Raw genomic sequence first — 13,943 nt, 5'->3', positions numbered from 1 at the left:
ACAAACGCCAAGTTCCCTGGAAGGTGATGCAGGAATACGCGCCCGGTTTACCTAGATAGTCGCGAAGGGTCAAAAATAGGCAGTGAAACGTCAGATAAAAAACTTGGGTTGGGGATGAGGAGGACTAAAGGAAAAATTATGAACAAACAGAGTGCGCTATTGGCAGTAATATCAGCCCTACTGGGTTATAATCTCCTAATTATATCCCCAGTTTCAGCACAAGCCGAGCCGATTGATCTGCCCTTCGCTGATCCGCCGACACCCTCAACACTTGAATTGCCCTTTGAAGACGATAGCCAACCGGATTCCCCCCTGGCTCAAATCACGTCGGTGAGTGAATTGCGCGATGTGAGTCCTAGGGATTGGGCCTATGAGGCACTGCGTAGTTTGGTGGAAAAATACCGTTGTTTAAGAGGTTCAACCGACCAAACCTTTGAGGGTAATCGGGCGTTAACCCGTTATGAATTTGCGGCGACACTTAACCTTTGTTTGAGCCGGATGGAGGGGTTAATTGCTGACGCCAACGCCAATAGGATTAACCAAGAAGACTTAGCCACTCTGCAACGGTTACAAGCCGATTTTGCGACAGAATTAGAGACAGTAATCACGGAACTAGATATCCTAGATGCAGCAGTTGTGCGTCTTGAGGATCAGACATTCAGTACGACAACAATTCTACGCGGTGGTGTCAATTTTAATATAGCGGGGGCGTTTGGCGATCGCCAAGCGGTTCCTGGGGGCGAAAATCCCTCAGAAGACTTGGATGACACCCTCACCCTCTCATCCCTTGTCAGTCTGAGTTTGGATACTAGCTTTACGGGTAGAGATCGATTGCGAACCGGGATTCTCGCCGGGAATGGGAATAATTTGGGCAGTAGCGTGACGGGAACCGATATGACTCGTCTGATTGGTGCGGTGAATACGGGCAATGATGTGATCATCGGCACCCTATTTTACGAATACCCCCTCGGCGATCGCGGAATCGTGGCGATCACGCCAGCGGCTGATTTTCCGACTCGGATTTTTCCGGCGCTGAATCCGGTTTCTTCTATTTCAAATTTTGGTGCTGAAAGCCCGATTTACTCCTTTGCCTTTGGTGCAGGAACCGTAGCCTACTACCAATTTACCGATGAACTTGCGGCTGGGGTAACCTATTTAACCACGTCGGGTAGTAATCCAGATGAGGGACTTTTCCAGGGTCAATATACCGCTTTAGGTCAGGTAACGTTTACCCCATCAGACGAGTTTAGCATGGCGTTAACCTATGGTCGTTATTATGCCCCTGAACCGGGTTCAACGGTTAATATAACGGCGTCTAAGGGCAGTCAATTGGCTCAGTTACCTTTTGGTGGAAGTACCGCTACTTCTTCCAACGCTTTGGGCTTACAATCAACCTACAAGTTAAACGATCAGATGATTCTCGGTGGTTGGCTGAGCTACTTTCAGGCACATGCAGAAGCTTCACCGATTGTGAGTGGTTTGAGTGGTTCATCCGGCGCCGATGCCGAGATCTGGAGTTGGGCAATTACACTGGCTGTGCTGGATGTGGGGAAATTAGGCAGTCAATTAAATTTTGTGGTGGGGATGCCGCCGAAAGTGACCCATAATGATATTGTTGAGCGAGAAGATCAGGATACCTCGTTACATTTTGAATTATCCTATATTTATCCCCTGAGTGATCGAATTTTTATCACTCCCGGCTTGGTGATGATTACCAATCCTGAACATAATGCAAATAATGATACCCTTTGGGTGGGATTGATGCGAACCATCTTTAGTTTTTAGGTTGACGGGGTGATATCGAGTCCAGGATTTTTAAGACTTGTAGTAGATGAATGAGCTACGCGGCAAACAGGCATTTATCTGTGATATGGATGGCGTGATTTACCACGGCAACCGCTTACTGCCAGGAGTGGAGGCATTTTTGGACTGGTTGAAGGCGTCGAGAAAGCTATTTCTGTTCCTCACCAATAGTAGCGAGCGATCGCCTAGGGAGTTGCGGGAGAAGTTGAAGCGGTTAGGCGTCGAAGTCCCCGAAGAACATTTCTACACTAGCGCCTTGGCGACGGCTGCATTTTTGGCTCAACAATGTCCCGGAGGAAGTGCCTTTGTGATTGGGGAAGCGGGGTTGACAAATGCGCTGTATAATGCTGGGTTTTCGATGAATGATACCAACCCAGATTATGTGGTGGTGGGCGAGACGCGCAGTTATAGCTTTGAGAAGTTAGAACATGCGGCGCAGTTGATGATTAAAGGAGCAAAACTAATTGGCACAAATCCCGACTTAACAGGACCGAGTGAGAAAGGAATTGTCCCCGCGACAGGGGCATTAATTGCACCGTTGGAACTGGCGACGGGGGCGAAAGCCTATTTTGTCGGGAAGCCGAATCCCTTAATGATGCGCCATGCTCTGAAGCAGTTGGGCTGTCGTCGCGAGGATACAGCCATCATTGGCGATCGCATGGATACAGATATTATTGCCGGGATTGAGTCAGAAATCGAGACGGTGTTGGTTTTGTCTGGAGTCACACGCCAAGAGGATTTAATCCATTTTGCCTATCGTCCCCACTATATTTTGCCAGGAGTCGGGGATTTAGTCCCTTGACTTTTCTGGAAATACTTAGATGTTTGTTACATATTATAAACCTGTTCTAAATGACCATAAAGAGCGTTAAGAGGTTTATTTAACAATATAGCAAAAGAGAGGCTCTAGGGAGTATTATCTAATTTTAGGCAGATATAAAACCGTGGTTTCACGGGTAAGACTGAGGTTATAGCAGAATGACTAATAAACAAGTGACTGAACCCAAAAAAGTATCGAGTGATACAAAAATCAGAATCCCTCGTGCTGAATTAGTCAAAATCATTGCTCAAGCTACCCAAGAGGGAGTATGGCAACTAGATTTATCAGAGAAAGGTATTACAAAAATTCGCGACGAAATTACCAGATTAACTACCCTGAGATATCTAGATTTATCTAAAAATCAGATAACAGAGATACCGGAGAATATTGCTAAATTCCCTAACCTGCAATGGCTGGATGTATCAAGTAATAAAATAACAGAGATACCGCCGTATATTCGTAAACTCCCTAACCTGGAATATCTGGATATATCAAATAATCAGATAAGAGAGATACCGCCGTATATTCGCCAACTCCCTAACTTGCAAACGCTGTATTTATCAGATAATCAGATAAGAGAGATACCGCCGTATATTCGCCAACTCTCTAATTTGAAAACGCTGTATTTATCAAATAATCAGATAACAGAAATACCAGAATATCTTGGTCAACTCACTAATCTGCAATGGCTGGATATATCAAATAATCAGATAACAGAAATACCAGAATATCTTGCCCAACTCACTAATCTGCAATGGCTAGATATATCGAATAATCAGATAACAGAGATACCGGAATATCTTGCCCAACTCACTAATCTAGAAGAACTGGATGTATCGGATAATCAGATAACAGAGATACCAGAACATATTAGCCAACTCACTAACCTGCAATGGCTGGATGTATCGAATAATCAGATAACAGAGATACCGGAATGCATGGTTCACCTCACTAGCCGAGGCAGGCTAAATTTAGCGAATAATCAGATAACAGAATTAGATTTATCGAATAAAGGTATCACAGAAATTCCAGACGCAATTTTTCAAATAACCAAACTGCGACGCTTGGATTTAACGAGAAATCAGATAAGAGAGATACCTGCAAATATTGCCCGAATCACTAACGTTAAATTGCTGTATTTGTCGAATAATCAGATAACAAAAATACCAGAAAGTATTACCCAACTCATTAACCTGCAAACGCTGTATTTATCGAATAATCAAATAACAGAGATACCGGAAAGTATTGCCCAACTCACTAATCTAGAAGAGCTGTATTTGTCGAATAATCAGATAACAGAGATACCAGAAAGTATTACTCAACTCACTAACCTGCAATGGCTGGATTTATCGAATAATCCGATAAGAGAAATACCGGGATGTATTATCCAACTCACTAGCCAAGAAAGGCTGAATTTAGCGAATAATCAGATAATAGAACTAGATTTATCAAATAAAGGCATTACAGAAATACCGGAAATTGTTGTCCAACTAAATAATCTGGAAGAGCTGTATTTATCGAACAATCAGATAACAGAGATACCGGAATGGATTACCCAACTCACTAACCTAAAATTTCTGTACTTATCAAACAATCCGATAACAGAGATACCGGAATGGATTACCCAACTCACTAACCTACAATGGCTGTCTTTATCGAATAATCCGATAACAGAGATACCGGAAAGTATTACCCAACTCACTAACCTACAATGGCTATCTTTATCGAATAATCAGATAACAGAGATACCGAACAGTATTGCCCAACTCACTAACCTGACATCGCTGGATTTAAGGAGAAATCGGATAAGAGAGATACCGGAAAGCATTGGCAACCTGGCGAATCTTGAACTGCTGTATTTATCGAACAATCAGATAAGAAAGATTCCGGAATATATTGCCCAACTTACTAATTTGGAATCGCTGGATTTAAGGGGAAATCAGATAAGAGAGATACCGGAAAGTATTACCCAACTCACTAACCTGCAAAAGCTGGATTTGCGGAACAATAAGATAAGAGATATAACGGAAAGTATTATTCAACTAACTGACCTGCAAAAGCTAGATTTATCGGGAAATCCCATAGGAAACGTAGTCTTAGGGACACCCCAGCGCGATTTTCCATCCCCTCGCCCTGGAGACGTGGTACTGGGTTCTCAATCTTCTCCTCCCTCGAAAAAATCACTTGGATAAACTGTACTTCACCAACCTGAAGAACTTAATCCCATCACCTCAGCGACGGCGGTTGTGGTTGGCTTAATTCCTCGCTGTAACTGGTTGTTGCAGTGTTGAATAGCCGTATCCGGATCTTTTAACCCATTCCCCGTCAACACACAAACCACGGTTGCTCCCGTCGGAACTTGATCTTTCACTTTTAATAACCCCGCCACTGATGCGGCGCTAGCGGGTTCGCAAAATATTCCTTCTTGTGATGCCAAGAGGCGATAGGCTTCGAGAATTTCGTCATCGGTAACGCTATGAAATTCTCCCTGACTGGCATGTTTTACCGCGACAGCTTTCTCCCAACTTGCCGGATTCCCAATCCGAATCGCGGTGGCGATTGTTTCCGGATGCGCCACAGGTTCACCCAGGATCAACGGCGACGCCCCTGCCGCCTGGAATCCCATCATCCGAGGTAAGCGATCGCACAACCCATTTTGATGATACTGGCAAAAGCCCATCCAGTACGCCGTAATATTCCCCGCATTTCCCACCGGAATACACAGCCAATCTGGGGCATTCCCTAAATTATCGACAATTTCAAAAGCGCCAGTTTTTTGACCTTCCAACCGATAGGGATTGACCGAGTTAACCAACGTTACTGGATAATTTGCGGCTAACTCCTGCACAATTTGCAAACAGTCGTCAAAATTTCCCTCAATTGCCAATACCTGCGCCCCATAAACCAATGCCTGCGCCAACTTCCCCAGGGCTACATACCCATCCGGAATTAACACAAAAGCTTGCATATCCCCCCGACTGGCGTAAGCCGCCGCTGAGGCAGAGGTATTCCCTGTACTGGCACAAATAACGGCTTTCGCCCCAGCTTCCTTTGCCTTAGAAATCGCCATGGTCATGCCTCGATCTTTAAAGCTACCTGTCGGGTTAAGACCATCATATTTGACAAATACCTTAACTCCCTTACCCACCGCTTCAGAAAGGGCAGGAGTGGGGATCAGAGGTGTATTTCCCTCCAAAAGAGTCACCACTGGAGTTGATGCGGTGACAGGTAAATAAGACCGATAGGTTTCAATTAGACCTGACCATTGACAAGACTGGGCAAAAGTCTCTTTTGTTTGAGGGGTGTTGGTAGCAGACAGAGTCATGGTAATGACCGAAAAAAAACTTTTAAGTGTTCAGACGTACCATGGCACGTCTGTAGGGGCGGGTTTAACTATTATCGCGGCTTGCCACTTAGATGTTACTAAACCCGCCCTAACTAAGTGCAAGAACTCTTCGACATAAGACATCAGACAAATTCATCCCACGCCTCTTGGTCATGGGATGAACTCAATCAATTACCGAGAACGGTTTTGAGTTACCGATTCTTTGGATTTCTTATTACCACGCTTTATCACTTTCGGACGTTCGACCTTGTACTCAACCTCGACAGCAGCTAACTCCGGTTGCGTGTGGTCATAGACCATTTGCAACGCGGCGGCGGCGATGGCGTGGGGGTCGTATTCTTCGCTTAACTCCCGCACGATGGGCAGGAATGATGCCATACGTTCTCCGGCGAGTGCCTCTCGTAACTGATCTTGCAGTTTTTCCAAGCGCCGCGCTTCGATTTGCGATCGCGTCGGAATCCGAGACACTTGTAAGTTCTGCCGGACTTTTCGTTCAATTTGGTGCAGTTTGCGCCGTTCAAAGGGTTGAATCAAGGAAATCGCTATTCCTGTTTTACCCGCACGACCGGTACGACCAATCCGGTGAATATAACTTTCCACCTGATCAGGTAAATCGTAATTAATCACATGGGTAAGATGATCCACATCCAGACCCCGTGCGGCAATATCCGTTGCCACCACCCAGCGCACCTGACTCTGGCGGAATCGGTACAATAAGCGCTCTCGTTGGCTTTGGCTGAGGTCGCCATGATACTCATCAACACTATGACCGGCAGCTTGTAACTGACTGGTCAGTTCTGCTGCTGCCCGCCGCGTCCGCACAAAAATTAACGCAGCTTCTGGGTCTTCAAGTGCCAGAATTGGCTGTAGGGCTTTAGCTTTTGAGCAGCCACGGGGGATCATATAAACCCGCTGCTCAATCCGTGCTGGGGTAGCTTTAGGTTGCTCAACCGTTACCGTCACCGGAGATTTGAGGAAATTATTGATTAAATCCCGAATTGCCCCAGGCATTGTTGCCGAAAAACAGGCAGTTTGGCGTTCACTGGGGGCTTGCTTGAGGATTTTCTTCACATCATCGATAAAGCCCATGCTCAACATTTCATCGGCTTCATCTAATACCACCCATTTGACTTGATCTAATTTGAGATCTCCCCGATCTAACAAATCGATCACTCGTCCTGGCGTACCTACAACCATTTGTACACCGCGTTGCAACATGCGAATTTGGCGATCAATGGCTTGCCCCCCATACACGGTGAGGATACCGACACGACGAGTACCTGTGAAATCCCGAATAGCATCGGCGACTTGTCGCGCTAATTCCCGCGTCGGCGCAAGAATCAGGGCTTGTACACCTCGGACATGGGGATCTATCTGTTCTAAGATAGGCAGGGAAAAGGCAGCGGTTTTCCCTGTACCCGTTTGAGATTGAGCGACCACATCTCGCCCTGCCAACAGTTCCGGAATGGCTTGAGATTGAATCTCTGTTGGTGTATCAAAACCTAATGTTTCAAGTTGATGGATGCGTTCTTCAGATAAGCCCAGAGTATTGAATGAAAGGGTCATAATGCAAGCGTTTGTTGTGAGTTTTTATTGATGGTTAAGATCAGTGGTCAGTTATCAGGAGTCTAGGTTAGGTATTTAGCAATTGCCATTCTCCCTCACCCTTAATCGACTCAAGTCAAAGGACAACTGACAGTGGACTAGGGACTACAGAACCATAGAGGTCATAGATGCCAGCATCGGTGATTTCTACTTCCACGATGGTCCCCAAGGGGGCTTCGCCTTGGACGTAGACTAATCCATCGACCTCAGGGGCAAATCGAGCTGAGCGACCGATCCGTTCCCCGGTTGAGGGGTTCTCTTGCTCAATCAGAACGTCAACGATCTTGCCCACTTCACCTTGGTTTCGTTTCAACGCAATCGGCTGTTGAGCTGCCATCAGCGTCTGGCGACGCTCCTCCATGACGGCTTTGGGGACTGGATTGGGCAAGTTATAAGCTGGTGTACCCTCTTCCGGAGAAAAAGTAAACACACCAACATGGTCAAACTCATGATGCTGGACAAATTGCAGCAAATGGTTAAACTGCTGCTGTGTCTCACCCGGAAACCCTACGATAAAGGTTGTCCTCAGTACCGCATTCGGCAGGGCGGCTTTAATGCGATCAATAATTTGATCATTCACTCGCCCCTGCCAAGGACGGTTCATGGCACGCAGGATTTCTGGATGGGAATGCTGTAGGGGTAAATCCAAGTAAGGCAGAACATTAGGAGTCTCCTGAATTGCGGCAATTACTGGCTCAGTTAAACCTGTTGGGTAGGCATAGTGCATCCGAATCCAAGGGATGTCCACCTTACCCAATGCCCGTAATAGTTCAGCTAACTTTGGTTCTCCGTACAGATCTACGCCATAGTTGGTCGTGATTTGGGAAATGAGGATTAATTCCTGCACTCCTTGGGATGCCAATTGTTCAGCTTCTGCCACAATCGATTCTATTGTGCGCGATCGCTGGTTTCCCCTCAGATACGGAATAATGCAGAAGGCGCACCGATAGTTACATCCTTCTGCTACCCGCAGGTAAGCGACTCCTTCTGAGGTTGTCCGATAGCGCGGCGTTGTTTCATCGGCAATATACGTGGGTTCGGCTGAGACGGCTTTGACCCGTTCTCCGGCTTCCACCCGTTCTATCACTTCGACGATGTTCTGATAATCACCTGTTCCCACTACAGCTACAGCTTCCGGCAATTGCAGCAACAATTCCTCTTGGAAATGTTGTGCCATGCAGCCAGCAATAACAATTTTCTTATCGGCTTCAGCTAGCTCAACTAGGGTGCGAACGGATTCTTTCCGCGCTGCCTCTATGAAGCTACAGGTATTCACAATAACATATTCGGCTAAATCTTCGTTGCTATCGACTGGGTAGCCTGCTTTAACCAGCAGACCCAGGATATGCTCTGTATCAATACGATTTTTTTCACAGCCTAAATGAGAAATGGCAATGATTGGCTTGTTGCCCATGCGGTTATTACTACAATCTGCACTAGAGGAGTAGAGTTGCGCTCTGTTATAAGCACTCGTATCCGTAAGCACTGAGCCGTGAACAGTTACCTGTCAACTCCCTGGAGAAAACCCATACAGAGTGCAGGTTGATTGAATCCTGCTCACGTTTTTACCCAGCGTTACTGGATTGATAGGGGTATAGCCTTAGAGTTTACCCTTGCTCCATTAGTAGTAGTACGGATGTTCTTTGGATGCTCTAGTTTAACCCCGTTACTTATTTATATAAAATTTTATTAATATACGCAATACGCTCGGCTATTTTATCTAAACTTAACGCTTGACTAGGGGAAGGGCGACTATTAGCGAGCGTCGGCTTACGTAACCCCATCTAACGGTGGCATCAATGACGCTACGACAAAAACAGCCTCTAATGAGGTCTTAAACTCTCTCCACGTCCGTTTTTAGTCTCGGAATGCCCTGCCGCGATTACATGATGGATCGCTTCATAGCATCAAACAATACTTTCCTTTGTCTCCAAGTTGGATTAAAACCCGGGTTCCTTCGATCTTTCCTATTGCTGGTTCAGGCTCGGTTTAACACCTTTATCGGTGGTATATCGACGGCAAACTTAGGTGGGGGTTTCAACCACTACAATTATAGGACAAAAGCCCTCCTATAAGGACGGGGCTTAAATCCCATTATTTTTGGTCAAATTCTTGTGAACGGTTTTCAGGTAGATACGTGAACTTACAACAAATTTTCAAGACACCCAATCCAATTATTGGCGTTGTGCATCTGTTGCCCTTGCCGACTTCTCCCCGTTGGGGGGGGAGTTTAAAAGCGGTGATTGATCGAGCCGAACAAGAGGCGACAGCGCTGGCATCAGGGGGAGTCGATGGTGTGATCGTGGAGAACTTTTTTGATGCTCCCTTCACGAAAAACCAGGTTGATCCCGCCGTCGTCAGTGCGATGACTTTAATTGTCGGACGGCTGATGAATTTAGTAACCTTACCGCTGGGGATCAACGTTTTACGCAATGATGCCAAAAGCGCGATCGCGATCGCCAGTTGTGTCCGCGCCCAGTTTATCCGGGTCAATGTTCTCACCGGCGTCATGGCAACGGATCAAGGATTGATCGAAGGACAAGCTTATGAACTGTTGCGGTATCGCCGGGAACTCGGTAGTGATGTGAAAATTTTAGCCGATGTCTTGGTTAAGCATGGACGCCCCTTGGGATCACCGAATTTGACCACAGCCGTACAAGAAACCATTGAACGGGGTTTAGCCGATGGCGTCATCCTCTCCGGATGGGCAACGGGTAGTCCTCCGAGTCTAGAAGACTTAGAATTAGCCTCAGCCGCCGCCAATGGAACTCCTGTTTTTATCGGTAGTGGCGCCAACTGGGAAAATATTCCCACCTTAATGCAAGCCGCAGACGGTGTGATTGTCTCCAGTTCCCTGAAGCGACGGGGGCGTATTGAGCAACCCATTGACCCGATTCGCGTCAGTCAATTTGTGGAAGCGGCACGACGTAGTGTTAACACGAAAGCGTCGCCGCAACCCATGCCTTCGGTCAAGTTACATTCATAGTAGGAGTGAGCCATAAATTTCTCGCTTATTCCCGAAATTGTTAGTGCTGATAGACAAATTATGAGACGCCGACGTTCTGCTCCCTGGATTCATCGCCAGTCCCGCCCAATCATTGGTGCGATCGCGATTCTTGGTGCTTTAGATACTGCTTATCTCACCCTAGTGGAAACAGGGGTATTTAAAGAAGCCGTATGTCCCACAGGCGATGTAATCAACTGTCAAGCTGTCTTAAGTAGTAGTTATGCTTGGCTTTTGGGCATACCACTGAGCTTATTTGGCTTTTTAGCCTATACTGCGATCGCGGTATTTGCCTTTGCGCCCCAACTTGTTAAATCATCGGATAACAAAGACTTTCGCCGACAAGTAGACGATTGGAGTTGGCTGCTGATGTTTGCTGGCTCAACCGCAATGGTTGTTTTCAGCGGCTACCTCGTCTATCTCATGTCCTTTGTAATTAAGGCGTTTTGTATCTATTGCCTCGTATCCGCCTTCTGCTCAATCGCCTTATTCGTGCTGACGATAATTGGGCGTGAGTGGGAAGATGTGGGACAACTGTTTTTCACTGGCATTGTTGTCGGTATGGTAGCGTTGATTGGCACATTGGGCGTTTATGGCATGAGTAGCCAATCGACAACGACTGCCGGTGCAGACGGTGGCGTAATTCCTACAGCATCGGGTGCGCCTCAAGCTCCTTACGGCTGGAAAGTAACCACAACCTCTGGCGAAGCGGAAATAGAACTGGCTCGTCATCTGACAGCCGTGGGTGCTAAAGAATATGGTGCGTATACTTGTCCCCACTGCTTTGATCAAAAGCAGTTGTTTGGCAAGGAAGCCTTTAGCCAAATCGATTATATCGAGTGTCATCCGGCTGGTGAAAATCCTCAGCCTCAAGTTTGCCAAGCAGCGGGAATACAAGGATATCCGACTTGGGAAATCAATGGTCAGTTGTACCCTGGGGTTCAGAGTTTGGAAGAACTGGCAGATTTAACCAACTACCAAGGAAAACGCGACTTTAAGTACCAATTGCCTCGCTGAGAACTGTAGAGACGTTGCCGGCAACGTCTCTACAAGGTTAATACAAATAAAGGATTAATCTAACGATTCAAATAAATCGAGGGGTAGATGACCATACATTTCATTAATACCCCCTTCAAAGGAAGATTGGCAGGATACTAAAACACCTCGATGCTCACCCGTATAGGAATCGATGTAACACAATCCTGAATTGCCGTTGTATTTGATATAAACCGCTCCCTCAATCGGAGTCAGGTCAAGATTCGGTTGATATCCTAAAGCTTGAGTATAGGCTTTGAGCGCCGATAAACCCTGAGCCGCTGTATCCGCACAAATACCAAAGATTTGATAATCTGAATGCTCGGCAAGTAACGCTAAGGCTTGCCGCAGCTTCTCTTTTTCGGAATCTGAAACCACAGGTTGAACGGAGATGCAATTGAAGGGGTTGAGGAGTGCTTGAGCGTCTGAGATGGTGAGAGGGGTAGAGTTTTGGGTAGACATAACTGGCGGTTATCAAAAAAACTTGAGTAAGAATTGTACCTTACTTACCGGTTGCCATGGCGATTGAAATCGCTGCTACACAAACAAAGTCCCCCACATTGGAGCATCTCTTTACAAAGCATTTATCCCGGCTGAAGCCAGACGTATTCTTGACAAGCTGGAGTTTCATTACACCCCCAAGATCTTCACTGCTCAGTTAATAGCGGGTGTGACTCCGCTAGGGAAGACGGCTTCCGGTTCTCAACTCACAATTAAGATGTGCCATGTCGGTAGTCTAAATTCCAGACAATTAGATTTGATACCACTTCAATATGATGCTGATCACCCAATTCCTGTAAAATGAATCACATTTTTGGGGCTTTATTATCACAACTTCTCAGAGATACTGATCAAGGTTTAGTAAAGAACTTTAGGTAAAAATGATACTTATAAATAAAAAAACATCAAAAAAAATCTGACAAGATTCATGAATACCTGTCCCTGCTGCTCCCATCCCTTACTACGGCACATTAGCCACCATCGTCTCTACTGGTTCTGCTCGCACTGTAGGCAGGAAATGCCCAACCTCGATACGACTTGTCGTCAACCTATCCAAGAACTAGAGCGCCTATTTAATCTGCCAACTGTTCCCAGTCAGACTAAGTTGATCAGTTGCCTGTAGTACATTTTTACTGAATTTATGCCCGTATGTTGAGGTAATATGGCGTATTACCGGGAAACATTAAGGGTGTAGATTTCCCCAGAGGAGTTCTGGAATTATGGATTATTTACCCATCTGTTCAGAAATTGCCAAAAATTTAGCGACTTTTTTAGACAAACTCCCCTACCAAAATCAGTCAATAATAGATAGCAAAGCCAAACATGAAATTAATCGCCAAGCTGGTGAAATTATCCGTTCTTGTTTAGCCGACTATCCCATCAACCTTTATCTCGCCGGAGAACACCCTAAGCGAAACCCTCACGCTGGCTACTCTATATTTGTCGATCCGATTGATGGAGCATCAAACTGGCTACGTCAAGTCGGCGATCCGTCTTTCGTTATTGCGATCGCGGCAAAATCATCCGACGTAACCTTAGGGGATCTAGACTTTGCGTATGTACGAGGATTACGTACCGGAGACTGCTACTATGGAACCCAGAACACTGCCTATTTCAGAAGCGCCCACACTCAAGACTATAGTAAAATTTACTGTCACTCTCAAGTTTCACTAAACGACGCGATCGCATACTTACATCCAGGCTATCATCGTGCTAAAGAAAAATTGAGCGGCAGTTTCCCCTTGTGGTTATACTGTAGGGATATTCGCTCAATCGATAACTCAGCCATGGAGTTTTGTGAAATCGCCCGAGGCGCTGCTGATTTTCTGGTCGAATGTCGTCATGCTTCAGGAAATTATAATTTACTCGCCTATCCAATTTTAAAATCAGCCGGCGGTTATCTGGTTGATTTTCGCGGCACTTCTCTGGAGTCTCTCAGTCTGGAATCTGAATATATTGTTGATTATGTCGCCTGTGGTTCTGGCTATTTATTACGAGAGGTTCTCCAGGCTATTCAACGCTGGGAGCAAAACCACGAAAAAACTTTAGTTTTTTAGCAGAAAGTCAAATTGCTTGAAGAGTCATTTGTCATTTGTCATTGGTTGTCTGACGAAAGTCGGGTGGATGAGTGCTGATGGTTATATGGACAAATCTTGTCCATAGGTGTAGTACAGGCTAAATTAGGAAGCTTTGACACTCCCACGGCGATAGAGCGCGTGGGATTCTGTATTCAACGTCAAAACTTGCTCTACCAGGCTTGCGCTCCTGTTGCGTAGAGGCTCCAACTCCTACAGCTTTACTTTGGGGATGCCCTCCCCTAGATTTTGCTT

General features: G+C 46.0%; 11 protein-coding genes. 7 read left to right on the top strand and 4 right to left on the bottom strand.

Features of this window, described 5'->3' with window-relative positions; genetic code table 11:
* Nucleotides 1-138 precede the first annotated feature (138 nt).
* From RLO19_RS20875 to RLO19_RS20865, 3 genes are all read left to right on the top strand, one after another.
* Complete coding sequence (locus RLO19_RS20875; protein WP_446359354.1) at nucleotides 139-1,785, top strand: iron uptake porin; 1,647 nt, start codon at nucleotides 139-141, stop codon at nucleotides 1,783-1,785.
* 46 nt (nucleotides 1,786-1,831) lie between these two features.
* Nucleotides 1,832-2,605: an HAD-IIA family hydrolase gene (locus RLO19_RS20870; protein WP_446359353.1), complete on the top strand. Its 774-nt coding sequence runs from the start codon at nucleotides 1,832-1,834 to the stop codon at nucleotides 2,603-2,605.
* 176 nt (nucleotides 2,606-2,781) lie between these two features.
* Complete coding sequence (locus tag RLO19_RS20865) at nucleotides 2,782-4,815, top strand: leucine-rich repeat protein (protein ID WP_446359352.1); 2,034 nt, start codon at nucleotides 2,782-2,784, stop codon at nucleotides 4,813-4,815.
* Between the two features lie 8 nt (nucleotides 4,816-4,823).
* On the opposite strand, the gene thrC is transcribed toward RLO19_RS20865, so the two are convergent.
* Nucleotides 4,824-5,954 (bottom strand): threonine synthase, encoded by a 1,131-nt coding sequence (gene thrC, locus RLO19_RS20860; RefSeq protein ID WP_446359377.1) that lies wholly within the window; start codon nucleotides 5,952-5,954, stop codon nucleotides 4,824-4,826.
* Between thrC and RLO19_RS20855 the strand changes: the two genes are divergently transcribed.
* Nucleotides 5,953-6,087 (top strand): hypothetical protein, encoded by a 135-nt coding sequence (locus RLO19_RS20855; protein ID WP_446359351.1) that lies wholly within the window; start codon nucleotides 5,953-5,955, stop codon nucleotides 6,085-6,087. The genes thrC and RLO19_RS20855 overlap by 2 nt on opposite strands.
* A gap of 53 nt (nucleotides 6,088-6,140) precedes the next feature.
* Here the strand turns inward: RLO19_RS20855 and RLO19_RS20850 are convergent, their stop codons facing one another.
* On the bottom strand, nucleotides 6,141-7,535 hold the full coding sequence (locus tag RLO19_RS20850) for a DEAD/DEAH box helicase (RefSeq protein ID WP_446359350.1): 1,395 nt from the start codon (nucleotides 7,533-7,535) through the stop codon (nucleotides 6,141-6,143).
* Between the two features lie 115 nt (nucleotides 7,536-7,650).
* Nucleotides 7,651-8,988, bottom strand: coding sequence for a 30S ribosomal protein S12 methylthiotransferase RimO (rimO, locus tag RLO19_RS20845; RefSeq protein WP_446359376.1), 1,338 nt, complete (start codon nucleotides 8,986-8,988; stop codon nucleotides 7,651-7,653).
* Nucleotides 8,989-9,711: 723 nt separating this feature from the next.
* Here rimO and btpA point away from each other — a divergent pair.
* Both btpA and RLO19_RS20835 read left to right on the top strand, forming a co-directional pair.
* Nucleotides 9,712-10,560, top strand: coding sequence for a photosystem I biogenesis protein BtpA (gene btpA, locus RLO19_RS20840; protein ID WP_446359349.1), 849 nt, complete (start codon nucleotides 9,712-9,714; stop codon nucleotides 10,558-10,560).
* A gap of 60 nt (nucleotides 10,561-10,620) precedes the next feature.
* Nucleotides 10,621-11,595, top strand: a complete 975-nt coding sequence (locus RLO19_RS20835; RefSeq protein ID WP_446359348.1) for a vitamin K epoxide reductase family protein — start codon at nucleotides 10,621-10,623, stop codon at nucleotides 11,593-11,595.
* Nucleotides 11,596-11,649: 54 nt separating this feature from the next.
* On the opposite strand, the gene RLO19_RS20830 is transcribed toward RLO19_RS20835, so the two are convergent.
* Nucleotides 11,650-12,075, bottom strand: coding sequence for a DUF1824 family protein (locus RLO19_RS20830; RefSeq protein ID WP_446359347.1), 426 nt, complete (start codon nucleotides 12,073-12,075; stop codon nucleotides 11,650-11,652).
* Nucleotides 12,076-12,833: 758 nt separating this feature from the next.
* Between RLO19_RS20830 and RLO19_RS20825 the strand changes: the two genes are divergently transcribed.
* Entirely contained in the window at nucleotides 12,834-13,670 is an 837-nt protein-coding gene (locus tag RLO19_RS20825) for an inositol monophosphatase family protein (RefSeq protein ID WP_446359346.1), read from the top strand.
* Nucleotides 13,671-13,943: the final 273 nt, after the last annotated feature.

This window comes from Coleofasciculus sp. G2-EDA-02, from assembly GCF_040226375.1.
Classification (GTDB): domain Bacteria; phylum Cyanobacteriota; class Cyanobacteriia; order Cyanobacteriales; family Coleofasciculaceae; genus Coleofasciculus.
The sequence above is the reverse complement of the archived record's forward strand: the minus strand, read 5'-3'. Positions and strand labels throughout refer to the sequence as shown.

What these genes read in the sequence shown, in the direction of transcription:
- RLO19_RS20875 (WP_446359354.1), top strand. Translation starts at nt 139, where the DNA reads ATGAACAAACAGAGTGCGCTATTGGCAGTAATATCAGCCCTACTGGGT.
- RLO19_RS20870 (WP_446359353.1), top strand. Translation starts at nt 1,832, where the DNA reads ATGAATGAGCTACGCGGCAAACAGGCATTTATCTGTGATATGGATGGC.
- RLO19_RS20865 (WP_446359352.1), top strand. Translation starts at nt 2,782, where the DNA reads ATGACTAATAAACAAGTGACTGAACCCAAAAAAGTATCGAGTGATACA.
- RLO19_RS20855 (WP_446359351.1), top strand. Translation starts at nt 5,953, where the DNA reads ATGACCGAAAAAAAACTTTTAAGTGTTCAGACGTACCATGGCACGTCT.
- RLO19_RS20850 (WP_446359350.1), bottom strand. Translation starts at nt 7,535, where the DNA reads ATGACCCTTTCATTCAATACTCTGGGCTTATCTGAAGAACGCATCCAT.
- rimO (WP_446359376.1), bottom strand. Translation starts at nt 8,988, where the DNA reads ATGGGCAACAAGCCAATCATTGCCATTTCTCATTTAGGCTGTGAAAAA.
- RLO19_RS20835 (WP_446359348.1), top strand. Translation starts at nt 10,621, where the DNA reads ATGAGACGCCGACGTTCTGCTCCCTGGATTCATCGCCAGTCCCGCCCA.
- RLO19_RS20830 (WP_446359347.1), bottom strand. Translation starts at nt 12,075, where the DNA reads ATGTCTACCCAAAACTCTACCCCTCTCACCATCTCAGACGCTCAAGCA.
- RLO19_RS20825 (WP_446359346.1), top strand. Translation starts at nt 12,834, where the DNA reads ATGGATTATTTACCCATCTGTTCAGAAATTGCCAAAAATTTAGCGACT.